At 60.6% G+C, this 24920-nt stretch carries 28 protein-coding genes and 1 tRNA gene; 14 read left to right on the top strand and 15 right to left on the bottom strand.

The features are described 5' to 3' along the window. Nucleotides 1-16: 16 nt before the first annotated feature. The gene (locus tag CK944_RS14020; RefSeq protein ID WP_103173689.1) at nucleotides 17-1036 is read left to right on the top strand and encodes an LLM class flavin-dependent oxidoreductase; all 1020 of its coding nucleotides are present in this window, start codon (nucleotides 17-19) and stop codon (nucleotides 1034-1036) included. Here CK944_RS14020 and CK944_RS14015 read toward each other — a convergent pair. Continuing rightward, nucleotides 1033-1389 (bottom strand): YigZ family protein, encoded by a 357-nt coding sequence (locus tag CK944_RS14015; protein WP_103173720.1) that lies wholly within the window; start codon nucleotides 1387-1389, stop codon nucleotides 1033-1035. The genes CK944_RS14020 and CK944_RS14015 overlap by 4 nt on opposite strands. 7 nt (nucleotides 1390-1396) lie before the next feature. Continuing rightward, on the bottom strand, nucleotides 1397-1816 hold the full coding sequence (locus CK944_RS14010) for a Fur family transcriptional regulator (RefSeq protein WP_103173688.1): 420 nt from the start codon (nucleotides 1814-1816) through the stop codon (nucleotides 1397-1399). An 84-nt stretch (nucleotides 1817-1900) separates the two neighbouring features. Here CK944_RS14010 and CK944_RS14005 point away from each other — a divergent pair, with 84 nt between their 5' ends. From CK944_RS14005 to CK944_RS13990, 4 genes are all read left to right on the top strand, one after another. Beyond that, nucleotides 1901-2776 (top strand): metal ABC transporter substrate-binding protein, encoded by an 876-nt coding sequence (locus CK944_RS14005; RefSeq protein ID WP_103173687.1) that lies wholly within the window; start codon nucleotides 1901-1903, stop codon nucleotides 2774-2776. Continuing rightward, entirely contained in the window at nucleotides 2769-3614 is an 846-nt protein-coding gene (locus CK944_RS14000; RefSeq protein WP_103173686.1) for a manganese/iron ABC transporter ATP-binding protein, read from the top strand. Before CK944_RS14005 ends, CK944_RS14000 begins: the two co-directional genes overlap by 8 nt. 73 nt (nucleotides 3615-3687) lie before the next feature. Then, on the top strand, nucleotides 3688-4539 hold the full coding sequence (locus CK944_RS13995; protein ID WP_103173685.1) for a metal ABC transporter permease: 852 nt from the start codon (nucleotides 3688-3690) through the stop codon (nucleotides 4537-4539). Beyond that, a complete protein-coding gene (locus tag CK944_RS13990) occupies nucleotides 4536-5363 on the top strand; it encodes a metal ABC transporter permease (RefSeq protein WP_103173684.1) in 828 nt (275 codons plus the stop codon). Before CK944_RS13995 ends, CK944_RS13990 begins: the two co-directional genes overlap by 4 nt. Before the next feature lie 57 nt (nucleotides 5364-5420). On the opposite strand, the gene CK944_RS23655 is transcribed toward CK944_RS13990, so the two are convergent. Continuing rightward, nucleotides 5421-5579, bottom strand: a complete 159-nt coding sequence (locus CK944_RS23655; protein WP_188714659.1) for a hypothetical protein — start codon at nucleotides 5577-5579, stop codon at nucleotides 5421-5423. Nucleotides 5580-5702: 123 nt separating this feature from the next. On the opposite strand from CK944_RS23655, the gene CK944_RS23650 reads away from it, so the two are divergent. The 7 genes from CK944_RS23650 (at nucleotide 5703) to CK944_RS13960 (ending at nucleotide 12343) form a co-directional block, all read left to right on the top strand. Then, nucleotides 5703-5867 (top strand): hypothetical protein, encoded by a 165-nt coding sequence (locus CK944_RS23650; protein WP_188714658.1) that lies wholly within the window; start codon nucleotides 5703-5705, stop codon nucleotides 5865-5867. Further along, nucleotides 5867-7048 (top strand): VWA domain-containing protein, encoded by a 1182-nt coding sequence (locus tag CK944_RS13985; RefSeq protein WP_103173683.1) that lies wholly within the window; start codon nucleotides 5867-5869, stop codon nucleotides 7046-7048. The genes CK944_RS23650 and CK944_RS13985 overlap by 1 nt, the downstream gene beginning before the upstream one ends. Nucleotides 7049-7088: 40 nt before the next feature. Then, the gene (locus CK944_RS13980; RefSeq protein WP_103173682.1) at nucleotides 7089-7775 is read left to right on the top strand and encodes a M48 family metallopeptidase; all 687 of its coding nucleotides are present in this window, start codon (nucleotides 7089-7091) and stop codon (nucleotides 7773-7775) included. A gap of 58 nt (nucleotides 7776-7833) precedes the next feature. Beyond that, a complete protein-coding gene (locus tag CK944_RS13975) occupies nucleotides 7834-9027 on the top strand; it encodes a hypothetical protein (RefSeq protein ID WP_103173681.1) in 1194 nt (397 codons plus the stop codon). Beyond that, on the top strand, nucleotides 9024-10370 hold the full coding sequence (locus CK944_RS13970; protein WP_103173680.1) for a cytochrome P450: 1347 nt from the start codon (nucleotides 9024-9026) through the stop codon (nucleotides 10368-10370). Before CK944_RS13975 ends, CK944_RS13970 begins: the two co-directional genes overlap by 4 nt. A 34-nt stretch (nucleotides 10371-10404) precedes the next feature. Then, a tRNA-Ala gene (locus CK944_RS13965) sits at nucleotides 10405-10480 on the top strand. Nucleotides 10481-10699: 219 nt separating this feature from the next. Beyond that, nucleotides 10700-12343, top strand: coding sequence for a pentapeptide repeat-containing protein (locus CK944_RS13960; protein WP_158248003.1), 1644 nt, complete (start codon nucleotides 10700-10702; stop codon nucleotides 12341-12343). 600 nt (nucleotides 12344-12943) lie between these two features. On the opposite strand, the gene CK944_RS13955 is transcribed toward CK944_RS13960, so the two are convergent. From CK944_RS13955 to CK944_RS13910, 11 genes are all read right to left on the bottom strand, one after another. Continuing rightward, entirely contained in the window at nucleotides 12944-13444 is a 501-nt protein-coding gene (locus CK944_RS13955) for a hypothetical protein (protein ID WP_103173678.1), read from the bottom strand. A gap of 174 nt (nucleotides 13445-13618) precedes the next feature. Beyond that, on the bottom strand, nucleotides 13619-13810 hold the full coding sequence (locus tag CK944_RS13950; protein ID WP_103173677.1) for a hypothetical protein: 192 nt from the start codon (nucleotides 13808-13810) through the stop codon (nucleotides 13619-13621). A 325-nt stretch (nucleotides 13811-14135) separates the two neighbouring features. Then, on the bottom strand, nucleotides 14136-14882 hold the full coding sequence (locus tag CK944_RS23225; protein WP_158248002.1) for a BRO family protein: 747 nt from the start codon (nucleotides 14880-14882) through the stop codon (nucleotides 14136-14138). Nucleotides 14883-14975: 93 nt separating this feature from the next. Then, nucleotides 14976-15128, bottom strand: coding sequence for a hypothetical protein (locus CK944_RS23220; RefSeq protein WP_158248001.1), 153 nt, complete (start codon nucleotides 15126-15128; stop codon nucleotides 14976-14978). A gap of 85 nt (nucleotides 15129-15213) precedes the next feature. Then, entirely contained in the window at nucleotides 15214-15489 is a 276-nt protein-coding gene (locus CK944_RS13940) for a hypothetical protein (RefSeq protein ID WP_103173676.1), read from the bottom strand. Between the two features lie 290 nt (nucleotides 15490-15779). After that, on the bottom strand, nucleotides 15780-16328 hold the full coding sequence (locus CK944_RS13935; RefSeq protein WP_158248000.1) for a ribonuclease H: 549 nt from the start codon (nucleotides 16326-16328) through the stop codon (nucleotides 15780-15782). 318 nt (nucleotides 16329-16646) lie between these two features. Further along, nucleotides 16647-17327, bottom strand: coding sequence for a hypothetical protein (locus CK944_RS13930; protein ID WP_103173674.1), 681 nt, complete (start codon nucleotides 17325-17327; stop codon nucleotides 16647-16649). Continuing rightward, nucleotides 17327-17620 (bottom strand): hypothetical protein, encoded by a 294-nt coding sequence (locus CK944_RS13925; RefSeq protein WP_103173673.1) that lies wholly within the window; start codon nucleotides 17618-17620, stop codon nucleotides 17327-17329. The genes CK944_RS13930 and CK944_RS13925 overlap by 1 nt, the downstream gene beginning before the upstream one ends. 454 nt (nucleotides 17621-18074) lie before the next feature. Next, entirely contained in the window at nucleotides 18075-18704 is a 630-nt protein-coding gene (locus CK944_RS13920) for a recombinase family protein (RefSeq protein WP_103173672.1), read from the bottom strand. 133 nt (nucleotides 18705-18837) lie between these two features. Further along, nucleotides 18838-19101, bottom strand: coding sequence for a hypothetical protein (locus tag CK944_RS13915; RefSeq protein ID WP_103173671.1), 264 nt, complete (start codon nucleotides 19099-19101; stop codon nucleotides 18838-18840). Nucleotides 19102-20244: 1143 nt separating this feature from the next. Then, nucleotides 20245-20808 carry a tyrosine-type recombinase/integrase gene (locus CK944_RS13910; protein ID WP_205049039.1) on the bottom strand — a complete coding sequence of 188 codons (564 nt, stop codon included), beginning with the start codon at nucleotides 20806-20808 and terminating at the stop codon, nucleotides 20245-20247. Nucleotides 20809-20902: 94 nt separating this feature from the next. Here CK944_RS13910 and CK944_RS22910 point away from each other — a divergent pair, with 94 nt between their 5' ends. Continuing rightward, a complete protein-coding gene (locus tag CK944_RS22910) occupies nucleotides 20903-22180 on the top strand; it encodes a hypothetical protein (protein ID WP_146038658.1) in 1278 nt (425 codons plus the stop codon). An 11-nt stretch (nucleotides 22181-22191) separates the two neighbouring features. On the opposite strand, the gene CK944_RS13900 is transcribed toward CK944_RS22910, so the two are convergent. Then, the gene (locus tag CK944_RS13900) at nucleotides 22192-23595 is read right to left on the bottom strand and encodes a tyrosine-type recombinase/integrase (protein WP_192877763.1); all 1404 of its coding nucleotides are present in this window, start codon (nucleotides 23593-23595) and stop codon (nucleotides 22192-22194) included. A gap of 500 nt (nucleotides 23596-24095) precedes the next feature. Here CK944_RS13900 and CK944_RS13895 point away from each other — a divergent pair. After that, a partial coding sequence (locus tag CK944_RS13895; protein WP_146038657.1) for an NAD(P)/FAD-dependent oxidoreductase occupies nucleotides 24096-24920 on the top strand: 825 nt, incomplete at its 3' end.

Below are 24920 nucleotides of genomic sequence, written 5' to 3'. Positions count from 1 at the left end.
CAGCAAAGGGAACAGCATGAAGAAGATCGGCTTTCTGTCCTTCGGCCACTGGTCGCCCGAACCCGGATCACAGGTCCGCACGGCCCAGGACGTGCTGCTGCAATCCATAGACCTGGCCATCGCTGCCGAGGAACTGGGCGCGGACGGCGCCTATTTCCGCGTCCATCACTTCGCCCGCCAGCTTGCCTCGCCCTTCCCGCTGCTGGCCGCCGTCGGCGCAAGGACCAGGCGGATCGAGATCGGCACCGGCGTGATCGACATGCGCTATGAAAACCCGCTCTACATGGTCGAGGACGCGGGCGCGGCCGACCTGATTTCCGGCGGACGCCTGCAGCTTGGCATCAGCCGGGGCAGCCCGGAACAGGTGATCGACGGCTGGCGATACTTCGGATATCAGCCGGCCGAGGGCGAGAGCGATCAGGACATGGCCCGCCGCCATACCGAGGTTTTCCTGCAGCAGCTTGAAGGCAAGGGCTTCGCCCGCCCGAACCCCCGCCCGATGTTCCCGAACCCGCCCGGCCTTCTTCGGCTGGAGCCGCATTCGCCGGGGCTGCGCGACCGCATCTGGTGGGGCTCGGCCTCCAACGCGACGGCGGAATGGGCGGCACAGATGGGGATGTACCTGCAAAGCTCGACCCTCAAGGTCGATGAGACAGGCGAGCCGTTCCACGTCCAGCAAGCCCGCCAGATCCGCACCTATCGCGAGGCATGGGCGGCTGCGGGCCATGACCGTGCCCCGCGCGTATCCGTCAGCCGGTCGATCTTCGCCCTGGTCAGCGACATGGACCGCCGCTTCTTCGGGCGCGGCGGCAAGGACAGCGACCAGATCGGCAATATCGACAACTATCGCGCCGTCTTCGGGCGCAGCTATGCCGACGAACCGGATCGCCTGATCGACCAGTTGCGGGAGGACGAGGCCATTGCCGAGGCCGATACCCTGCTGCTGACGGTCCCGAACATGCTGGGCGTCGATTACAACGTCCATGTCCTGGACAGCATCCTGCGCCATGTGGCCCCGGCGCTTGGCTGGCGCTAGCCCAGGCCGGTTTCCCGCAGGTAATGCCTGACCGCATCCGCCACATGGCGGAAGCGGTCGCCGCCCAGTTGCTTGCCGCCAAACCAGCGGGTCACGATGACCACATGGTCCCGCAATTCGGCGCGTTCCAGCATCTGCAGGATCAGCGCGCCCGCGCCCGCTTCCCCATCGTCGTCCTTGACCGGCCCATCGGCCAGGATCGCGGCCCAGCTGTTGTGGGTGGCCTTGGCGAACCGCTTGTTGCGCTTCAGTTCGGCCAGCAGGGCCTGGGCCTCGGCCCGCGTCGCGGCAGGCCCGCCCGCCACGGCATAGCGCGATCCTCGGTCCGAGATGATCTTGTCGAAGACCTGCATCCGCGGTTCAGGCGCCCCGCCGCCGCACATAGAGTTCCAGCCGGTGATGGACGATCTCGTATCCCATCTCGGCCGCGACCTCGGCCTGCAACCGTTCGATGCGGTCATTGGTGAACTCGACCACCTCGCCCGTGTCCACGTCGATCATGTGGTCGTGGTGCCGCTGGTCCGCAGCCTCCCACCGGGCCGGTTCGCCCTGGAATTCCAGCTTCTCGATGACCCCCTGGGTCTGCAACGTGGTCAATGTGCGGTAAACGGTCGCCAGCGACACCCCGGCCCCCGCGGCCTCGGCCCGGCGATGCAGTTCGGCGGCATCGGGATGATCCTCGCTGCCCGCGATCACCCGCAAAAGGGCCGCGCGCTGCCGCGTCACCCGCACCCCCGCCCGGCGCAGGGCCTGTTCCAACTGTAAGGCACGGCTTTCCATGGAACCTTCATGCCGCATCCCGCGTTCAGTTGCAACTAGTTCTCAACTATTGACAGATGAGAATCACTCGCACATAACTGCATCATGAAGTCATTCCTTGTTCTCGCCTTTGCCCTGGCCGCCCTTCCCGCCCATGCCGAGCGGATGAAGGTCGCCACCACCTTCACCATCATCGCGGACATGGCCCGCAATGTCGCAGGCGATGCGGCGGACGTGGAATCGATCACCAAGCCGGGGGCTGAGATTCACAACTATCAGCCCACCTCGGGCGATCTGATCCGCACGTCCGATGCCGATCTGGTCCTGGCGAACGGGCTGAACCTGGAAAGCTGGTTCCAGCAGTTCATCGACCAGATGGGCGATATCCCCGTCGCGGTCGTCAGCGACGGCGTCGAACCGATGTCGATCACGGGCGGCGATTACGACGGCAAGCCCAATCCCCATGCCTGGATGGCTTTGGACAGCGCGCTGATCTATGTGGACAACATTGCCGCCGCGATGGCGGGCGCCGATCCCGACAACGCCGCGGCCTATCGCGCGAATGCCGAAGCCTACAAGGCGCGGATCACCGACACCATCGCCCCCCTGCGCGATGCCGCCCGCGCCCTGCCCCAGGACCGCCGCTGGCTGGTCACCTCCGAGGGCGCGTTCTCCTATCTCGCCCGCGACTTCGGCCTGCGGGAACTCTACCTGTGGCCGATCAATGCGGACGCGCAGGGCACGCCCCAGCAGGTGCGCCATGTCATCGACGTGATGCGCGAAAACGATGTCCGTGTGATCTTTTCGGAATCCACCGTCTCCGACCGCCCTGCCCGCCGCGTCGCATCCGAAACCGGGGCGATCTATGGCGGCGTCCTTTACGTGGACAGCCTGTCCGAGGCTAGCGGCCCCGTCCCCACCTATCTGGACCTGCTGCGCGTGACATCGGAAACCATCGTGGATGGTCTGCGGAATGAATGACGGGATCGAGGTCCGGAACCTGACCGTTGCCTATTCCAACGGCGTCACTGCGCTGCGCGACGCCAGCTTCACCGTGCCACAAGGGTCCGTCACCGCCCTTGTCGGCGTCAACGGCGCGGGAAAATCAACGCTGTTCAAGGCGCTGATGGGCCTTCTTCCGCACAGTTCGGGCCAGGTCCGCATCATGGGCGGCACCGTCGAACAGGCCTTGGCAAGAAACCTCGTGGCCTATGTCCCCCAGGCCGAGGAGGTGGACTGGACCTTTCCCGTCCTGGTGGAAGACGTCGTGATGATGGGCCGATACGGCCATATGGGCTTTTTCCGCCGCGCCCGCCCCATCGACCGGCAGGCGGTGGACGCGGCCCTGGCCCGCGTCGGCATGACCGATTTCCGCTGGCGCCAGATCGGCGAACTGTCCGGCGGCCAGAAGAAACGCGTCTTCCTGGCCCGCGCCATCGCGCAAGAGGCGCGGGTGATCCTGCTGGACGAACCCTTCACCGGCGTGGACGTCAAGACCGAGGAGGCGATCATCGCCCTGCTCAAGGCCATGCGCGAGGAAGGGCGGGTGATGCTGGTCTCGACCCACGATCTCGGCTCGGTGCCGGAATATTGCGACCGGGTGGTGATGGTGAAGGGCACCGTCCTTGCCAGCGGCCCGACCGAGACGACCTTCACCCCCGAAAACCTGCGCCATGCCTTCGGCGGCGTCTTGCGCCACTTCGTCCTGGGGGGCGCGGCGCTGCACGACGACGCCGACCGGCGCAGCGTGGACGTGTTCACCGACGACGAACGGCCGCTGGTGTTCTATGACCAACGCGCGCGAAAGAAGGACGAATGACCCGCGCCCTTTCATTCTGGCAAAAATATCCCACGGGGGTGCGGGGGTGTGAAACCCCCGCTGGCGACGCCTGATGTGGGATGCCCTGCTGATCCCCTTCACCTACGGCTACATGGCGAACGCCATCTGGGTTTCGGCCCTGGTCGGCGGGGTCTGCGCCTTCCTGTCCGCCTACCTGATGCTGAAAGGGTGGAGTCTGATCGGCGACGCCTTGTCCCATTCCATCGTGCCTGGCGTCGCGGGCGCATACATGCTGGGCCTGCCCTTCGCCCTTGGCGCCTTCCTTTCGGGTGGCTTGGCCGCGCTGACCATGCTGTTCCTGAACAGCCGCACGGGATTGAAGGAGGACGCCATCATCGGCCTGATCTTCACCGGCTTCTTCGGGATCGGGCTGTTCATGATCTCTCTGAATCCGGTCTCGGTCGATCTTCAGGCGATCACCATGGGCAACATCCTGGCGATCACGCCCGCCGACACGCTGCAACTGGCGGTCATCGGCGGAGTATCCCTGGTGATCCTGCTGGCGAAGTGGCGCGACCTGATGGTGGTCTTCTTCGACGAAAGCCATGCGCGCACCATCGGGCTGCATCCGGGGCGGCTTCGGGTGCTGTTCTTCACGCTGCTGGCCGGATCGACGGTCGCCGCCATGCAGACCGTCGGCGCCTTCCTGGTCATCGCCATGGTCGTGACGCCGGGCGCCACGGCCTATCTGCTGACCGACCGCTTTCCGCGCCTGATCGCGCTGTCGGTGGCGATCGGCACGCTGACCTCGGCCATCGGCGCCTATGTCAGCTTCTTCCTGGACGGCGCGACGGGCGGCATCATCGTCGTGCTGCAAACCCTGATCTTCCTTGCGGCCTTCATTTTCGCCCCCCGCCACGGCCTGCTTGCCAGCCGCCGCCGCATCCGAAAGGTTACCCGATGACCTGGCTGACGGCGCCCTTCGCCTTCCCCTTCATGGTCGAGGCCATGCTGATCGCCGTCATGGTCAGCATCCCCGCGGCCCTTCTCAGTTGCTTTCTGGTCCTGCGCGGATGGGCGCTGATGGGCGACGGGATCAGCCATGCGGTGCTGCCGGGGATCGTGCTGGCCTATCTGGCGGGCATCCCCCTGCTGATCGGGGCCTTCGTGGCGGGGATGATCTGTGCGCTGTCGGCGGGCTGGCTGGATGCCAACAGCCGCATCAAGCCCGACACGACGCTTGGCGTGGTGATGGCCGGGATGTTCGGGCTTGGGCTGGTGATCTATACCCAATTCCCGACCGACGTTCATCTGGATCATATCCTGTTCGGCAACATCCTGGGGGTCGGGCCGGACGACTTCCTGTCGGCCGGCTCGATCTCGGCCGTGGTGGGGTTGGTCCTGGTGCTGAAATGGCGCGATTTCGCGCTGCTGGTCTTCGATCCGGTTCAGGCGCGGGTGGCCGGGCTGGCCGTCGGCTGGCTGCATTACGGGATGCTGGCGATGATCTCGGCCGTGGTGGTGGCGATGCTGTCGGCGGTGGGCATCATCCTGTCGGTGGCGCTGCTGATCGCGCCGGGGGCCATTGCCTTCCTGCTGACCCGTCGCCTGCAGGCGATGCTGGTCCTGTCGGTGGTCATCGGCGCAGGATGCAGCCTGGCAGGCATCTGGATCAGTTTCTGGCTGGACAGCGCGCCTGCCCCGACCATCGTGGTGGTCATGACCGCGCTGTTCACCCTGGTCTTCTTCTGGCGCCAGTTGACCGTCCGTCGCAGGCCCGCGGCCTAGGAAGACGGTCTGCGCTTCGCCCCAGGAAGCGCCTGATCGGCGGGCCGCCAACCCTGCTCAGCCCCCGCCGATGCCGGTCGTGACCTTGCCGGTGCCGCCGCATTCTGGGCATTCCTTGCCCTCGATCCGTCCGCTGCCTTCGCATTTGCGGCAGATGTTCTCGCCCGCGCCGGGGGTGCCGGGGGGAACGGCGTCGGGGTTTTCCTTCTCGGCCATAGCGTCCTCCTGCGTTTTCGCCTGTGGCTCAACCCCTTTCGGGGACACCCGTTCCCATGCCCTTGGTTGCACCACGCCGGACCAGCGGCTATCTGGAGGGACGGAACAGGACCAGAGGCCCCCATGATCGTCATCGTCGCCGCCATCATCGGTGCCATCCTGGGCTGGCGCCGCGCCGTCGGACTGGGCGGCACGGGACGCGACCGCGCGCAGTATGCGGCCGGCTTCGCCATCGCCTTCGCGGTCGTGGGCCTGTTTGCGACCGTCATCATCGACCGGATGATGTGATGTTCATTCCATTCCTCGACAGCCTGCGCCGGCAAGGGGTCCCGGTCTCGCTGCGGGAATGGCTGGACCTGATGGCCGGGATGCAGGCGGGTGTCGCAGGCTGGACGGTCGATGGCTTCTATCATCTGGCGCGTCTGGCCCTGGTCAAGGACGAGCGCCACATCGACCGCTTCGACCGGGCCTTCGCCGAGGCGTTCTCGGGCCTTGAAGCCATTCCGGTCGAGGCGCTTGTGACCGAACAGGCGATCCCCCGCGACTGGCTTGAGAAGCTGGCCGAAAAGCTGCTGACCGATGCCGAAAAGGCCCAAATCCAGGGCAGCGGCAGTTTCGAGGATCTGATGCGCAAACTGCGCGAAAGGCTGGCCGAACAGCAGGGGCGCCACCAAGGCGGCAGCAAGTGGATCGGCACGGGCGGCACCTCGCCCTTCGGCGCCTATGGCTACAACCCCGAAGGGGTGCGCATCGGCCAGGACGAATCCCGCCACCGCCGTGCGGTCAAGGTCTGGGACAAGCGTGAATTCCGCGACTTCGACGACAATGTCGAACTGGGCACCCGCAACATCAAGGTCGCGCTGAAGCGCCTGCGCCAATGGGCGCGGCATGGGGCGGCGGACGAACTGGACCTGCCCGCCACCATCCGCGCCACGGCAGATCACGGCTATATCGACGTGCAGACCCGGCCGGAACGGCGCAATGCCGTCAAGGTGCTGCTGTTTCTGGACGTGGGTGGGTCGATGGACGACCATATCCGCGTCGTGGACGAGTTGTTCTCGGCCGCGCGGGCCGAGTTCAAGCACATGGAGCATTTCTATTTCCACAACTGCCTTTACGAGGGCGTGTGGACCGACAACCGCCGCCGCTGGACCGAACAGACGCCGACCTGGGACGTGCTGCACCGCTTCGGGCGCGACTACAAATGCATCTTCGTGGGCGATGCGTCGATGTCGCCATATGAGATCGCGGTTCCCGGCGGGGCCAACGAACACTGGAACCCCGAGGCCGGAGAGGTCTGGCTGCGCCGCGCGGCCGAGACCTGGCCCGACCATGTCTGGCTGAACCCGGTCCCGCAGGCGCATTGGGGTTATACCCAGTCCATCGCCATGATCGGCCGAATCTTCGAAAACCGGATGATGCCCATGACGCTGGACGGGTTGACGCAGGCGATGCGGATCCTGGGCTGAACCTCTGGCGCGAGGGCCTGGACGGGACCATATTGGGCGCATGATGAAATACCTGCCGATCATCCTGCTGGTTCTGTATCTGGCCGCCATGTGGTTCTTTTCCCTGTACCGGCTGCGGCAGGAACTGAACCAGAAATCGACGCCGCTGAACCATCCCCGGCTGGTGCCGATGCTGGAACGGCTGGGCCGGGCCATGGACCTGCCGCCCGTGCGCGCCCATGTCTATGAGGTGGAACCCGTGAACGGGCTTGCCGCCCCCGACGGGCGCATCTTCCTGACCCGCGGCTTCATCCGCAAGCTGGACGCCGGAGAGGTCACGCCCGAGGAACTGGCCAGCGTCATCGCCCATGAACTGGGTCATGTGGCCCACGGCCATGCCCGGCGGCGGATGATCGACTTTGCGGGGCAGAACGCGATCCGCATGGCGCTTGCGGGCGTTCTGGGGCGCATCATCCCCGGCCTGGGCGCCTGGATCGCCGGACTGATCGCCACCGCCGTCGCCGCCCGCCTGTCGCGCGACGACGAATTCGAGGCGGACCGCTTCGCAAGCGCCCTGATGATCCGCGCGGGCCTGGGGACGGATCCGCAGATCTCGTTGTTCCGCAAGCTGGAACGCCTGACCGGCAATCGCGGGGGATCGGCCCCGGCCTGGCTGTTGTCGCATCCGCCAACGGCCAGGCGCATCGCCGCCATCCAGCAGAACCAGGCACGGTGGCAGCAAGGCTGAAGACCCTTGCAGCAACGGGCGGTTGTCTTATGCTGTCCTGACACAACCGAGACAGACGATGACGCGACCGTTCCGCCGCCGGGTGTTCTATGTGCCCGGCTTCGATCCCATGCCTCCGCGTCGCTACCGCGAACTCTATCGCCGCGAATCCCGAAGGCAGGCACAGGTCGGCGGCTTTGATCTGACGGTGGAAAAACCCGCCGGCGGGGCCGCTTTCGGCTGGCAGACCCGCGCCTGCTTCCCGGAGGGCATGGCCCAGGCGCAGGTCGAGGTTCTGGTCTGGTCCGACCTCGTGCAGGCGTCGATGCAGGGGGGCATCCTTGCGACCTATGCGCGGATGCTGCGGACGGCGTGGATCTATATCGCCTCGGGCGCGCTGCGGCGGCTGATGCGATTGCGGCGCGGGCCGGTTCTGGCGGCGCTCTATCCGGTCGCGGTGCTGGTGCTGCAACTTCTGGCCGCAGTCCTGCTGGCCATGCTGGCGGGATGGGGCGCGACGGCCCTGACGGGGCTGGAATGGCTTGGGATGGGCGCCGCGCTTGCAACTGGTTGGTGGGTGCTGGTCCTAGCGCGGTCCCAGGACCATCGCCTGTTTGCCCACTACCTGATGCAGGACTATGCCTTCACCGCCGGCCTGCACGGCGCCTATCCGCCCCAACTGGAACAACGGCTGGCGCAGTTCGCCGACCGCATTGCCCAGGCCCTGGCCGAAGATCTGGACGAGGTCCTGGTCGTCGGCCATTCCTCGGGCGCTTATCTGGCGGTCTCGGTCCTGGCGGACATGATCCGGCGGGGCGGACCGGCGTCGGATCGTCCGGCCTTGGCGCTTCTGACCCTGGGTCAGGTGGTGCCGATGGCCTCGTTCCTGCCCCGCGCGCATCGGCTGCGGGCCGACCTGGCCTTTCTGTCGGAACGCCCGGATCTGTTCTGGCTGGACGTCACCGCCCCCGGGGATCCCTGCAGCTTCGCCTTGTGCGATCCGGTCGCGGTGTCGGGGGTCGCGAGGCCTGGGCAGCGATGGCCGCTGGTCTTGTCGGCGGCCTTCACGCAGACCCTGTCGCCGCGTCTGCAGCGCGATCTGCGGTGGCGGTGGTTCCGGCTGCATCTGCAATATCTCTGCGCCTTCGACCGGCCGGGCGATTACGACTATTTCGCCATCACCGCCGGGCCGCGTCGGCTTGCCGACCGCTTCGCCGGGCGCCATCCCTCGCCGGGACGCATCGCCATTCCGGCCGGGCCGGGCCTGCCATGATCCCGCCCCGCCCCCAGACGACCGAGGGCCGGGGCAGCGTGCTTCGCTTTGCCCGCGCCTTTCGCCGCGACCTGCTGTCCGCCCTGCCTGAACGGCTGTATCGCGCCTGGATGGCCGAATTCCGCAGCCCGCTGGTCCACAGCTTCTTCTGCAACGATCCGGCCCTGGTACGCCTGATCCTGAAGGACCGGCCCCAGGATTTTCCCAAGTCGAACCGCCTTCGTACGGGCCTTGCGCCCTTGCTGGGGGCCTCGGTCTTCGTGACCAATGGACCGGAATGGGCTGCGCAGCGCCGCATCATCGACCCGGCCTTCGACGGCGGCAGGCTGCACGATACCTTGCCCGCCATCTTCGGTGCGGCCGATGCCATGGTCGCGCGGCTGAAGCCGGGCCCCCAGGACATCGAGCCAGAGGCCAGCCATGCCGCAGCCGACGTGATCTTCCGCGCGATGTTCTCGATGCCGATCGAGCACGAGACGGCGGAACGGGTCTTTGCCGCCTTTCGCGCGCACCAGGACGCGCAGCCGGTGGTCAACTGGGCCGCGCTGCTGCCTTGGCCCCGCTGGCTGCCGCATCTCCATTCCCGGCGCACGCGACGCACGGCGGGGGAAATCCGCAGCCTGATCGCCGGGCTGGTCAAGGGCCGGATGGACGCGATCCGCGTCGGCGGGGCGCCCGACGACCTGGCGACACGGATCATGACCACGCCTGATCCGCAGACCGGCCGCCGCTTTTCGGAAGCCGAGATGGTGGACCAGGTGGCGATCTTCTTCCTGGCCGGTCACGAAACAAGCGCCTCGGCGCTTGCCTGGGCGCTGTGGCTGCTGGCGGCCCATCCCGAATGGCAGAAGGCCGTCGCCGCCGAGGCAGCGTCCCTGACCCCCGATATGGCCGGGGTCAAGGCCCTGCGCACCACCCGCGCGGTGTTCCGAGAGGCGCTGCGGCTTTATCCCCCGGTCCCGATGATGGTCCGGCAGGCGGCGCGATCGGAAACGCTGCGCGGGCGCAGGGCGCCGCCCGGCGCGCAACTGGTCCTGTCGCCCTGGCATCTGCATCGCCATGTGCGCCTCTGGGACCGGCCGGATGAGTTCGATCCTGCCAGATGGCATCGCCCGGAAACCCAGAACAGCGCCCGCGACGCCTTTATCCCCTTTTCGGCAGGCCAGCGGGTCTGCCCCGGCGCGGGCCTTGCCATGGTCGAGGGCGTGGTCATGCTGGCCCGCATCGCCCAGGCCTTCCATCTTCGCCCCGGCCCCCGGCCCCCCACCCCGGTCGCACGCCTGACCGTCCGGGGACGCGACGGCATCACAATCCACCTGGCACCGCGCAATTCACCCGCTTGACATTCCCGGCGGCCGGGACAAAAAGAACGCCAGTGGGGCCGTAGCTCAGTTGGTAGAGCGCGTCGTTCGCAATGACGAGGCCAGGGGTTCGATTCCCCTCGGCTCCACCATTTTCAAAAAATATTGTGACATCAGGTAGTTATCGGGAAACTACTGATGTGCTGATTGCATGATGCTGATTACATGCCCTGAGTCTAAGTGCTAGGTGTTTGCATCAGTGGAGACTGCTGGCGCATGGCCGCTGCTTGAGCCTGATGTAGTCTCCGTCTAGCATTTACTGATGCTCTATGGGGAGTTGAATGGCTAAACCCTCAAAACGCGCTGCTAGCATGACGGACTGGCTGGGAATCACCCACGCTCCAAACTGGAACGTCGCCCGGCCTATTGGCCCTCTTATGAGTGTGGTCGTAGCTATTCTGTTCATTCTCGCGCTAGTATCTGCTGCTTCGCTTCTGGTCAGGACGATATTTTCGCAGGGAGAACCGACCCTAAGCACCGGCGCTTTGATTACCGCTATTTTGGGAAGCCCTTTTTTGATATGGGGCACCGTCCTCAAACACCGGACTGTTCTTTTCCAAAAAGAAGGACATATGACGGATCGAATTAACAAAGCGGTCGAGCAACTAGGTACCGCTAAATCAGTAGAAAAAATCGGGCGGTCTGTGACAATCTGGACGGGAGGTTCTGATCGCGTAAGTTGCACCAACAGTGTTCTCTCATCCTACGTCAACAATGCTCGGACGAAAATTGTCGGGAAGGATTGGAGAGAAACGTACAATGAAAGAACGGACGAAGTAACAGAGGAATATTGGTACACTGTCGCAACGTGGCAAGAAGAGCGGACGGTCGTTCAATGGCTCGGCGATACATTGAAGTTGAACATCGGAGAAACTATTGGCGCCGAGGGCGAATGGCAAGTATTTAAAGAGACAGTTCCAAACATTGAAGTTCGAATAGGCGCAATACTTTCCCTTGAGCGTATAGCTCAAGACTCTGCTCGCCATGACCATGGCCGAGATCATGTAAGAGTGATGGAGATATTATGTGGTTATATTCGCGAAAATGCTCCAGCTTCTGTAGAGAGCTTTAGCGATTACCCGACGGATTGCAACGAGGATTCGCTGGATAAAAAGATGAATACTACTCCTTACGAGTGGGTTCTTTCTCTTAATCGGCCTCGAAGCGACATTCAACTTGCTCTTACAGTTATTGGGCGAAGGAGCGAATCGCAGATAGAGATCGAAAGAAGTCATGTCGACGGGAAACGCAAAGGCTATCGACTTGATTTATCTAATACCTGCTTGCGGAGAGCGGATATAGAAGGATCAAATTTCGCCCATGCAAGTTTTTACAAAAGCTTATTAGAAGGTGCTTACTGCAAAGGCGCGGATTTTTCACACTCCAACTTTGTTTATGCAAAACTTACTATGGCGAGCGCAGCAGGTGTAGATTTTTCTAGTGCGAAATTAGAGTTGGCCGATCTTTCCTATGCAAACTTAACTAAATGCAGGTTCTTCGCTAATAAGTTTTCGCACACTCACTTTGTTCGATCAATTCTGAGTGACTCTGAAATACAATTTGCCCCGAATGTTGGCAGGTCAGAGGTAAACCGAGCGTTTTTTGTTCGGTCAAACCTCAAAGGAGCGACTCTAAGCGGGGACCTACTAGGCATAACCTTAGTAGTGGAGCATGGAGAGAAAAATAGAGACTATGCACATATAAGAGGGTTACGTTTCAAAGTAGCTTCGCTTGCGGGAGAGTTTAGCTTTTTAGGGCATACTTCTTTCTTCGACATCTTCCCCCGCGATCTTCTCCAATATACGTTTGGAGATGCAAGTGTTAACCTTCCAAAAGGGGTCTTGGCGCCGCATTGGCCTTCAACAGCCTTGACAGAATCGGCGTATGAGGCCGCCTACTCTAACTGGCTTTCTAGCTTGCATATTGATGCCCCTCCGGTGCTGCAGAACGCCTAATTGCGTCCAGCTAGAGCTAAGCGGCCGCGCCCTGAACGTGGATGGAGGCGCGTTGTTTTCTTGTAAGACCAGCGCCAGAACATGCGCGCGGGTTTAGCGCGTTTCGCCGCGGCCTTAGCGAGTGCACCCGCGCGCTCATTTTTGAGGTGCCAGTTGTGGCTCTTAAACTTGCGCCAAGTCAGTTGAAGCCCGTCAGCGGCGGCGATTATGCGTTTCCACAACTTGCGGTTCTCGACATCATCCTCGCTGGAGTTTCGCCACAATTGGCAATTCAGTAGGACAACCACTATGGAAAACGTCTTGGCAACATACTGGCATCTGTGGCGATAGTCATCAGATGAACCGGCTGGCCAATCTGGCGTGCGATAATCGCGGACAGACAGTATGGCATTCAACCCTATGGCCATCGCAGCGCAATTGTTCCCACTTACACTGCGCCAAGGTATGGAACGCTCCTCATGGCTTATTACGCGGCCTGCACGGTCTACTGCGGCGGGGACTAATGCCCAGCCGCTCGGGCCGGGGTTCAGGATGCGAAAAACGACCGCAAAGGCGGCCTTCTCAGATTTTTCTGGATATTTGTATGGAGCTCCTACTTGGTCACGCCCGGCTGACCTTTATCATTCCCGCCTTCATGGCTGCCCGATAGCTCACCTCCTCATGTCCCGGGAGGTTCATCACAATGTTGCCTCCGTCGCCGCGACGATGCTTGATGCCTGCTGCGTCCAGGACTTCTGCCACAGCCTCGGGGTCGATCACATCCAACGCCTCGCGATAGCTGGTCGCCAGCCGGTCGAAGCCCGATGTGTCATTGTGCATCATCAGGTCACGAACGGCTTTCTGCATGGTGCGGTAGTGACGCTGGTCGCCTCCAACGAACTCATCGTACAGCTCAAGGTCATGGACCCCAGCACTCTCTATGCCGCTGCTGATCGCGCCGTGGAAGCCGTCGAAGTCTTGCAGCACCTGCTGGGCCATCTGGGCGGGTTCCTTCCCTGCCTGCTGCGCTAGGCGCTCGATGGCACGCGGGTCAACCTCCCCTGTCTCCACGACCGAGTTGATGGCCGCGATCTGCGCGCCCCACAGAGTGGTTTGGGTCAAGGCTGTAATGGCTGCCTCGGTCTCATTGGATGCCCTGAAGACTTCTGCCTGGGGTTCACCTTCGGGCGTCCCTTCCGGCTGTCCCTGCGGGGGCTGCTGAGAGGTGGCCTGCGGTGTCCGGTCGCTTCCGGCATCGCCGCTAGAAGAAAACCCTCCGTTGGCATCGCGGCTAATTTAACCCAGATCGGCGGCGATGTTCAGGGACATGCGCTGGCCTCTAATCTCCACGGTGTCATTGCCGTTGTAGAGGCGGCCCAGGACAGGGCTGCCGGTTTTCCCGCTGCGGATGGTGCGCTCGACTTCACCACCTCGGGCCAGTTCGCTGGCTTGAATCCAGCGTCCTCCCTGCTTGGGGGTCTTGGTCATGGTCTGTTCGCCTATCTCGTTATCCGTGCGGAAGGTGACTTCAGTGCCGCACCGGAAGTGTTCGCGGCTGGGCGGGCTGGGCCTGAGGGTTGCCCAAGCCGGAAGTGCTGGGGGTGCCGCTCTCTAATTGGCCGGTCGATGGGTCGAAGTAAGTTGCCATGGTGATGATCTTTCCTGTTCGGTGTGAAGATGTGACTGGGAGCCCTCCGGCACGCGCTGGGCGGCTCCTGAGGTTCCGGGTGGTGTGTGCTGGGAATGGTTTAGAGGGCCTGTGGGGCCTGCGGTCGGGCCTTGTGCTGTGCAAGGTAGGCAAAGCCTTTCCGGGTCACCATCGGGGTTGTCTTGAGATTGCCCCTCGCATCCCTTGCGGTCTTGTGGTCATATAGCCGCTCTTGGTTGCTGCTGCGGTGGCTTTGCGCTGGGGGTTCTTGTCGGTCTTCTTGGTGACCCAGCTCCTGCACTCAAGGAAACTATAGAGGGCCGTCTGGGTGGACTTGAGGGCCTTGGCGGCATCACGGACCAGCATAGACCCGCTGGCCTCCTCGATCAGAGCGAAGGCCTTGGGCTGAAGGACCTCGATCTTGGCTTCAGCCTCAGTCAGCTTCCGTTCCTTGGCAGCCAGCAACAGGTCTTGCATCCGTTCCATGTAATCGGGGGCGCTGGGGTCTAGGCGTTCTTCGCCGCCGATGCAGGACCCGGTCTTGCGGATGGCAGGCAGGACGGTGCCGACAACCCATTCCTCGAAACGTTCGGCGCTGGGCAGCTTGGACCGCATGACGAGGCGGTAAAGGTCGCGCTCGGGAATGATGGTCGCTTCCTGGGTGCGGCCCAAGACGTCGGTGAGGTGGTGTTTTGCCACCCCACGGCAATGCTGTTTGATGGCGCTGATGTGGTCGGCATAGCCCAGCACTTGGCAAACATCCTTGGCAACGAACCAAGGCTCACTGTTGATGTTCAGGGTGCGGACGGGCTGGTCTTCAAAAGCGAAGGCGGCAGGGGTGTTGCCTACAGGCTGCGCCTCAGAGACTGCCTGAGGGACAATGCGAAGGGCGGCGCGGGGGATGGCATTCATGGTTTCGGTCCTTTCGGTGGACATGAAAAGACCCCGTCAGGGCGAACCTGCGGGGGTGCGTAGGGCTGCTATGTCAAGTTAGTAGAGGGGGCCTTAGCCGGTTACCGTGGGCTTGCTCTGGTCGGCGAACCAATCGCCGGTAGGGGTCTGCTTGGCCTTGAGCTGGTCGTATTCCCCCTTCAGCAGATCAACTTCAGCGATGGTGATGCCCACCACGTCTGCAATGGTCAGGGTTGTCTTATGCATGAGCGTCCACGCTTCCCGGTGGCCGCGTGAGTTTCGAGTAGTCATGATGAATGGGTGTGCTAACGGGTTCAGATTGTGGGGGTGTTCAGGCCGGGGTGCGGTCGATGATGTGAAAGGCCAGCCCTGCGGCCCGCTCCTTCTCAGCTTCCCAATCGTAGAGAGCGGCCATGCCCATATCTCTCAGCCTCTCCCAATGGGTGCGCATCTCAGCAATGATTGAAGGCAGCACCATGGTGACTTGAAAGATGGCTTCATCGTCCATGTGTGATTGTCGAACGGCCCGCCAAGCGGTGTTGAAGCGGGGTGGCGCCATGCCCCTGCCGGGGAAGATGGTGGTGGCATTGGTAGCGGTGGCGGTCATGCTTCATTAGCCTCAGAAGGAAATAGACGGGTAACCAGAACGGGCAGCGCCAAGTTGAACGCTGCTAACAGCACTTCGGATTGCGTCAGGTGATTGCCGGTGGCGGCTTTATGCCGTTCACCATCAGGCTCATCGCCTGGAAAACCTCAGGGCGAATCTTGACGGTGACCCATTTGAGGTGGGCAGGGCGGGTGTCCGCATCGGTGCGGCGCAGGGCCTCGGGTCTCCTTCCAAAGCGAGGCTCACTAGCTCGGTATTGACGCACTCTAATGCTCTCAATTACCCTCCTGTCAGCGTCTGCAGGTAAGCTGTTCTGCGGCACGTTCGGCGGCAGCCTTGGCCAGCACGTCTGCGCGCTCATTCTCGGGGTGCCCGCTATGGCCCTTGATCTTGCACCAGGTCAGTTCCAGGCCATCGGCGGCAGCGATCATGCGTTCCCACAGGTCGCGGTTCTCAACAGCATCCCCGTTGGACTTCTGCCACCCTCGGGCAATCCATTTAGGCAGCCACTCGGGAAATGCCTTGGCGACATACTGGCTGTCCGTGGCAATGGTCACCGATTGAACAGTCTGACCCGATGGGGTGCGATAGTCGCGGGCAAACTGCATGGCGTTCAATGCTGCGGCCATCTCGGCGCGGTTGTTTGTGCTTACGCTGCGGCCGGGCATGAAACGCTCTTGGCGATCTATCACGCGGCCAGCTTCGTCTATCGCGACTGCAACAAAGGCCCAGCCACTGGGGCCAGGGTTACCGAGGGATGAACCATCGGTGTAAATATCAAGGCGAGTCTTACCGTGGACCGGCTTGTCATCGCACGTCAGGGATGAGGGAGAGGGCATAGATTGTTTCCTAGGGATGGATGATGAGGCGCGCCTGAAGTTAGGCCTGTTGAAGTCAGGGTGCCCCTTCAGCTGATGCTCATGGCGATGTTGAGGGGCGCTTCGCGCAGAAGACCCATGATCTTGGTCACTCCCAAGACGAAGCCGATTTAAGATGCCTGATGAGGCAATCCGAAGATGTCCTGCCCATGGCAGGCGATACTTCGGAGGCATGTCATAGTTGGCATGTTCAGGGTGGTCTTCTTGATGATGACCATGATGGAGGTTAGCCTGATCAGTTCACCTTCGGGTTCCTTTATTACATATGCGGGGGGTGGATTAGCTGTCGTCCTGTTGAGCATCGTCTTGGTGCCAGTAACGCCCCCATCCTGGGTCACGCATGACACGCGCCAATTCACGCCAGTCGTAGTTGCCTGTAATCGGTTGCTTCCGAAAGCTGAGTTGACCGTTCCGCCTGAGGTGCCGCCAATAGCTTTCCTTCACAGGGCCGATCAGTTCACCTTCGGGTTCCTCTATTACATATGCGGGGGGTGGATTAGCTGTCGTGCCGATAGCAGCCTTGATGCCGATGCCCCAGTGCTTACGGCAATAGGCGTTGGCCTCCTTCGCAATGTTCAGCACGTCGCAGTTCTTGCTGTCGGGATATAGCTTGCCGATAGGTGATGTCCGGTTAGCACCAAGCAACTTTGGGTCGGTCAGGATGTTGCGCAGCTTCGCGTTGCCGTCCTTCGCTGCCACAATAAGCCGAGACAGATAGGCAGGGCGTTCCCAAGGCGCCATGCGGTTGAGGTCATAGCTAAGCCGTGCCGCGCGTTCGTAGTGGTCCCGATTGCGCTGGCCGTTCTCACCGGCACGGGCACCCCTTGCGCTGTGTTTGGATGTGGCTCTTTGGCACTCTTTGTCGCAGAATCTTTGATTGCTCCTTCGGGGCTGAAACTGAACGCCACACTTCGGGCAGACCGGGTCTCCGCTGTCTTGCCGGGTCGCGTCCAGTGCCATCAGACGGTGCCCTTCGCGGGGAACATGCGAGCAGCCAAGACGGGCAGCGAGAGGTTCAGTGCTGCGGCCAAAATCTCCGATTTGGTGATCTGCTTGCCGGTGCCCTCAACATGGCGCTGGGCCAGGGCGTCAATGACATTGGCAACCTCGGGGCGCAGCCGCGCCATGCTCCATTGGTCGCCCTTTCGGGTTACCCCAACGGTTTCTGGCAGGTGGCGCGCGGTGAGTTGGCGCAGGTCGGAGATAAACATAAGGTCGGTGCCGTTGTTACGGCGGTTGGCTCTGCTTGCCATGGTCTTGATGTCCTTCGTGGATACTGGATGCGAATAAGGGCCGCAGGTGATTGGGCCAACGGGTGCTGCCTGAGAGGGTGCTGAGGGTGGTTTAAGACAGTGACGGGATACGAAACGCCGTTGACGCCCACACGCTCAGGCAGGGCGGCGCTGTGTTGGGTTCCGGCATGAGAAAACCCGGCAGGACTTTCCTGACCGGGCCGACTTCCTTGGGCATAAGGCGGGGAAAATCGTATCAGCTAGACGGATACCCCGTCCCGGCTTGCGTAGCACCTGCGGTGGGACTCACTGACAGCCTCTAGCGGTTCCGGCTAGGTAGGCAGCGGGCGGGTGCCTAACGGCAGTCCTGCGGGCTACCGTGGCGGTCTCCGTGCGGGTTGCTTGGCGCTGGGCATGGCGGTGTCCTTGGGCGGGCGTATAGGCGTAAGGTGGGGACAATCGCCCGGCGCCACGATCAGGCAGCCTCGCCCGCATCAGCGGCAACACGCTTTGCCAGCCGCGCAAGGGTTGACCGCGAACATCCAGTTGCAGCGACGATGCTGTTCCAGCTTTGGCCTTTGCGCAGCATAGACATGATGGCTGCATTCCTATCGGCATCCTCAGGGCGCCCTTTGAACTTCCCCTTCGCCTTGGCTGTCTCAATCCCCTGCGCCTGCCTACGGCGGCGGTCGTCGTAATCCTTGCGGGCGATTGCAGCCAACATGTCCAGCATCATACCGTTCAGCGCATCCAGCATCCGCGCGGTAAATTCGTCACCGGACTGGATAAGCTGATGGGAGGTTGGCAGGTCCAGCGCCACAACGCGCACCTTCTTCTGCGCAATGGTGGCCTTAAGTTGTGCCCAATCGGTGGCGTTAAGGCGGCTAAGGCGGTCCACCTGTTCAACTAGCAGAACATCGCCGGGCTGGCAGTCATCCAGCAGCCGGAACAGTTCAGGGCGGGACAGCTTGGCCCCGCTCTCGTTCTCAACATAGTAGCCTGCCACCCTTATGCCGTTGTCGGCTGCAAACTGGTCCAGCGATGCTCGGGCGCGGTTAGCGTCCTGCTCTTTGGTCGATGCACGAAGATAGGCACGGATGAACATGGCGAGGCCTCTCTCGGTTCGCTTTATCTGGTCTGTTTATTAACGGTTCGATTTAAGTTGTCAACAAGCATTATCGAACCACCGAGAGAGACCGCTTACACTGGTTCGCCTGAAGGATACCTTAGCGAACCTGTTAGAGTTGCATCGCCCAGAAGACCCCTGCAGCACCTATCATTGTCCCGATAGCTGCCGCCATCAGGCTGTCCTTGCTGGGAACCTTCGGTGCTACCAGGACAGAGTAATGGCCTGCGTCAATGACCATCTCCCCATGTCCAGCGTGTTCAATCGAAGGGCGCGGCGCTCGTTCCGGGCACCGATCAATGAAGACCTCAAGGATGCCCAGGCTGATGATCTGAGTGGAGCGGTGGCAGTGGGTGGTGGCTGTGGTGGTGTTCATGGTGTCCTGTCCCTTGGTTTGTCCGCGCGGTTGGTGCGCTGAGGACGGCATAAGACCAGCCACAACATTCAGTCAACATATTGTATTTATTATCACTTTCGAGAATATGCGCTCTTCTCAGATGTGAGAGGAGCATTGCTGAGTATCCGCTAAGAACACCAAGAGGTTCCCCCTTTGGGTTCTCGAATGTGAGAGCCAGCGGGGCACCGAAAAAAGTTTGCCGGGGTACTGTATGCGGGCGGGAGACCGTGAAGGGATGCTTGGAGAGATGCGCTAAGGGGGACCCCAGGGGGGAACGCGCGTGCCTTTTATATGATCTCTGCGCCTCGAAATTTTGTGCCGTAATATTCCCGAAGCCCGCAAGGGTCTCCTCATGGTGGCCCAAGGGGAAGACCGGACGATTGAAGGGTGGCTGATCTATGAGGCGAGGCAACCCGCAAGGGTCTCCTCATGGTGGCCCAAAGGTAGGACCGAACGAATACCTTTATAAACCAGGGCAGTCCTCGTGCTTCTGACTCACCATTCTACACGCAAACTCATTAACTGAGTCTCGAACTACAGGAAGATTCAATGCGTATAGTATTTCTAAGCACAATAAGAATGAGATGACGTGGACTATGCCTCGTCCGTATGCAGGACGTTCTTTTATTAGTGTCAACAAAGGGTGCGAAACAGCCACCAGAAGCAAGCTTGGTAAGAACCAAGGGTCATGGTTGTTAGTAAATATACTATAAACATTAGCAATCATGAGTGGTATTACTATTATTATGAACGCTGCCCACCTAATATAAAATCTTCGACTTTGGCCCCTGTAGAATGTGAGCGATGCATATGGGAGCAATAAGGATACAAAAATAATGAACGTATTAACTATTGCCGCTCCTACATCTGGGATTATCCAATCCAGCCCTAATACACTTGCAACATTAGATGCTAAAAAATTCCAAGCGATAAACGCAGCATGGACCGCCCTAAGCAATTCCATCTTATCCCAAGGCAAACTTTCAGAAGCCATTGCGAGAAGTGTAAAAGAGGCCGCAGCGCCTCTTAACCACCAATAGCGCTCATAAATTTTCGGCCACTCAACAGGCAATCTAATTCACCGGATTATGATGTTCGGTTTATTTGTAGAACTCGGGGCTTTTACATGCAACTAGCTGCAGGCAACTTCACGTCCCCCACGCAAGCCTTCAACTGCCCTTCGCTGGCACCCTTCGCATAGACGCTAAAGGTCACATCGCTCTTGTCTGGCTTGTGCCCGACGATTTCCGCGATGGCCTCCTTAGGGTGCCCCGCGTGTCTGGCCTTTGTGGTGAACCGGCGCCGAGCTGAGTGGAAGTTGACCAAGGACCGCCTCATGCCAGCGCGGCGATCATCCACGCCCACAGCCTCTCGGAACCTCTTGAAGCGTTTTCCGAAGGTGTCCCCAGCATCGCGTTTGGCCCTAAGTTCATGGAATAGCCAATCGGTCTTGGCCTTGCCCTCGATGCGGCGCTTAACGATGGCTTGAAGGTCCGCGTGAATGGGCACCCTACGGGCAGCCGCTTCGGTCTTTCCCTCCTTGATGTCGAACCATTCTCCATCCACATCAACGACCCATAGCGTCAACACCATCTCCTCAGGGCCAGCCAAGTCGAGTGCCCGAAGGACGCGGATGAAGGGGACCCAAGCGGCGCCCAGGTCCAGCGGGTTAACGTCGCGCCACACTCTTGTCACATACCGACCAAGCAGCTTAGCCTACTAAAAAGCCCTCTCATGCCACTGATTATGAGAGCAAAGATATGTGTTCAGGAGATGCGAATTGCACGTCGGAATAGAAGACCTGGATGAATTGATTTTGAAGTGCCGCGATCGAAAAGCGCGGGATTATATTCGGGAAGCGGTAGGAAGCTACCGGGCAGGTTCTTACCGGTCCGCTATTGTTGCTACATGGATTGCCGTTTGTTTTGATCTGATAGGCAAGCTTAGGGAGTTAGCACTTGCAGGAGACAAAGAGGCAGAAAATCAAGTTCATGAACTTGATGAAATAACAAGGATTGAAGATTTCCAGCGCGCTTTAAAATTTGAGAGAGGAATTGTCGATCTTGCCTTTAAGATGGAAATGATTTCACCCTTAGAACAGGTTGATTTGATTAGGCTTCAGGAAGATCGAAACAGATGCGCCCATCCATCCCTTAATTTGGATGGAGAGCGATATGCTCCCCCTGCTGAACTAGCAAGACTACACATCAACTCGGCTGTGAACCACCTTCTGATGCATGAACCTGCCCAAGGAAAGTTTGCGCTCGATCGGCTATGTTCTCTAATTCGCTCGCAATATTTTCCGGTTAATGATGCCGAGGCGCTGAAATTTTTGCAGAATGGGCCTCTGCGGCGTGCCCGGCCTTCTCTGCCTAGGAATTTAACTATCATACTTCTCAAGGGGATTTTTGACAAATCTGAAGACTACATGCACAGCACCCGCACTGTCTGCGCGCTGAACGCCATTCACGTAATGCACAACGCTCAATATTCCGACGCTATGAGAGAATATATATCTAAACAATTTGAGAAGCTTGATGATACGAAGCTTAACTTGAGCCTTGATATTCTGCACAAATTGAAAGACGCTTGGCTACATCTGGACTACAATCAAAAATACAGACTAACCAAATATGTTCAGAGCATCCCACAGAAAGACCTTGATGAACTAGATTCTGCACTCAGGTTCCCTCCGTTGCGGGAAGCTGCCCTGCGTCGCCTGCGGGGGGTTACTTTAGCGGACTTTGATAAGGTTTTCTTCTGGTTCCTAAATGATGACATCATGGATAAGCTCATAGACATTTACTTGTCCTCACCAACTTTTGAGGCTGCTAATCAAGCAGCCAAGTTACTGACTATGTATAAAGGAGACATTGAGAATAAGCATGTGATTAAAATTATCGAGGGGGCATCTAAAAACTCCCAAGTCTCCGGAAGCTATGAACTTGATAATCTAATTAAAACCTTGAGAGATACCAAGAAGGTTCCTCCGGAGGATTTCGAGGAATTACTTGAGATCAACGGCCTCGGAAAATACCAAGAAGAACTTCCGTTTTAGCCGCAAGTGATTTAAATCAAGACCGGCAACTGCACATCCTCCACACAGGCCTTTAGTTGCTCCCCACTGGCCTCCCTCGCGTAAACTCCAAAGGTCACATCGCTCTTGTCTGCTTTGTGTCCGACGATTTGCGCGATAGTTTCCTTCGAGTGCCCCGCATGTCTGGCCTTTGTGGTGAACCAGCGCCGGGCCGAGTGGAAGTTGACCAGTGATCGCCTTACGCCGTTGCGGCGATCATCTACACCCACGGCCTCGCGGAACCTCTTAAAGCGTTTCCCGAAGGTATCGCCCGCATCGCGTTCGGGTCTCAGTTCATGAAACAGCCAGTCAGTCCCCGCCTTGCCTTCGGTGCGGCGCTTAACGATGGCCTTGAGGTCCGGGTGAATGGGCACTCGCCGTGCAGCCGCTTCGGTCTTCCCTTCCTTGATGTCGAACCAATCCCTGTCCACATCACCGACCCATAGCGTCAGCACCTCGGCAAGCCGCATCCCGGTCAACAGGCTGATGGTCGTAGCATCCCGTATTTGGCTTTCCCAATCGGGTTTCTTCATAGGCCAGGGCGCATATAGTAGTTTGCGAACTTCATCATCAGTGAAGGGTCTTTCCTCCTCCATCTTGCTGCCCCGCTCCACACGCTTGCCGCGCTTCTCGATCTGCTGCCCATTCCACGGCCAGCCGCTATTGCGGTCCTCTCCTGATGGCAGGTCAATGTGTCCGCGCTTGGCAAGATAAATCCAATACTGCCGCAGCGCCGTTAGATGCTTTGTCTGGGTGACCGGGTGAAGATGGTCTATCTCCTCGGCCACATACTTGCCCGCCTGCCTGCGGTCGATACGGTCAAGGGTCAGGCCCTTTCCGGCTGCCCATCGGGCCATCTTTCCGACCAGCCCCCGGCGCTCTCCGGTGGTCTTCGGAGCAAGCCCCACGGCTGACAGGTAGGTCTCAAGGTGATGGTCCACCTTCTCGCGTCCCGTAAAGGCGTCACTGAAGGCGCGGCGCTTGGCGTCATCGTCCCCAAAGCGTTCGGCCTCATCGGCGGCAAGGTCTCGGGCTATGTCTTCGATGTAGTCATCCTCGGCGGCAACAGCATCTGCCACGGCATCACGCCACATAGCACCCCTCTCGGCTGGCCCGAGTGCTGCGCGTTTGGGTTCACCTGATGGCTTCCATCCAGGCAGCTCTAGGGTTTCCCTGCGGCCTGTAGCAATGTGGCGGAACTGTATGCGGGTTTGGCTTTCCAGTTCATCGCGGCGGCGCTTGGCCTCTATCACGTCAGCCGTGCGAAGGTTGACCATGATGAATTGAGGCCCCGCAATGCGGCTGCGGACGGCTGCCGGAACTTGCTGGCGGAACCACCAGACGTTGCGCTGTAGGAGAAGCAACCGCTCCCCACCCTTCTTGCTCTTGCCTACCATCTTCGGACCATGCTGATTACGTAATGCTGATTACATTGACGCTATTTGGCCCAGCAATACTAGGAAAAAAGGACTTTCTAGCGGTTTGGTTTAGCCTCCCCTCGGCTCCACCAATCTCCAAAACGATCTTCCAATCCTCCAGACCTTGCCAGCCGCAGGGTTCATTCGTGGCCGGGTTTCCAAACTGACCGATCCGCAGGCAGCGCGCACAGACCTTTTGCGCTTGCAGCAATCTTCGGCCCGAAAACGCGCGGTCACGATCCCTGCAGCTTGGCCCCGGCGCAAGACTCGGCCAGTCTGCACCCAAGGCCCGGCGCAATGGCGCGTCACTGGTCCGTTCGCAATGATGCGGCATTTCCTGAAAGCGTGACGGTTCGATCCGGTCCTGCGGGGCTGCGGGCCCCTGTCCTGTTCCTGCGGGTGGCGGGCTGCACCCCGTGGATGCACCCGTCCATCCGACCGTCCCGCGCCACCTTCCAACCCGCCTGAAGGGAAAAGCCATGAAAAAGAAACTTGTCGTCATCGGCGCCGGAATGGCCTCGGGGCGGATGCTGGAACACCTGCTCGGCGCCGCGCCCGACATCTTCGATGTGACCCTGTTCAACGCCGAGTCGCGCGGCAACTATGACCGGCTGATGCTGTCGCCGGTCCTGTCGGGCGAGAAGACCTATGAACAGATCGTCACCCATGACGATGCCTGGTATGCCGCCCACAACGTCGATTGCCGGTTCGGAGAGGCGGTGGTCAGGATCGACCGCAAGAACCGCGTGGTCTATTCGAACAGCGGCGGCGCGCCTTACGACGCCCTGGTCATCGCCACGGGGTCGGCGCCCTTCATCATCCCCGTTCCCGGCAAGGATCTGCACGGCGTCGTCACCTATCGCGACCTGGAGGACACGCGGGCCATGATGGACACCAGGGGCAAGGACGCGGTGGTCATCGGCGGCGGCCTGCTGGGGCTGGAGGCGGCGGCGGGCATGGCCGCGCGCGGCGCCCGCGTCACGGTGGTCCACCTGATGGGGCACCTGATGGAACGCCAGCTTGATCCGGCGGCGGGATACCTGCTGCAGAAGGATTTGGAACGGCGCGGCATCACGGTCCACTGCAAGGGCGCGACCAAGGCGATCCTGGGAACGGACCGGGCCGAGGCCGTGCTGCTGGAAGACGGCGCCGTCCATCCGGCCGACCTGGTCTGCATGGCCGTGGGCATCCGGCCCGAAACCCGCCTGGCCGTCGATGCGCATCTGGAGGTCGAGCGCGGGATCGTCGTGGATGACGCGATGCGGACCAGCGATCCCCACATCTTCGCGCTTGGCGAATGCGTG

It is taken from the genome of Paracoccus sp. SY (assembly GCF_002901215.1).
GTDB classification, from domain to species: domain Bacteria; phylum Pseudomonadota; class Alphaproteobacteria; order Rhodobacterales; family Rhodobacteraceae; genus Paracoccus; species Paracoccus acridae.
Note: the sequence above shows the minus strand (reverse complement) of the source record. Positions and strands in the feature narration are given on the sequence as shown.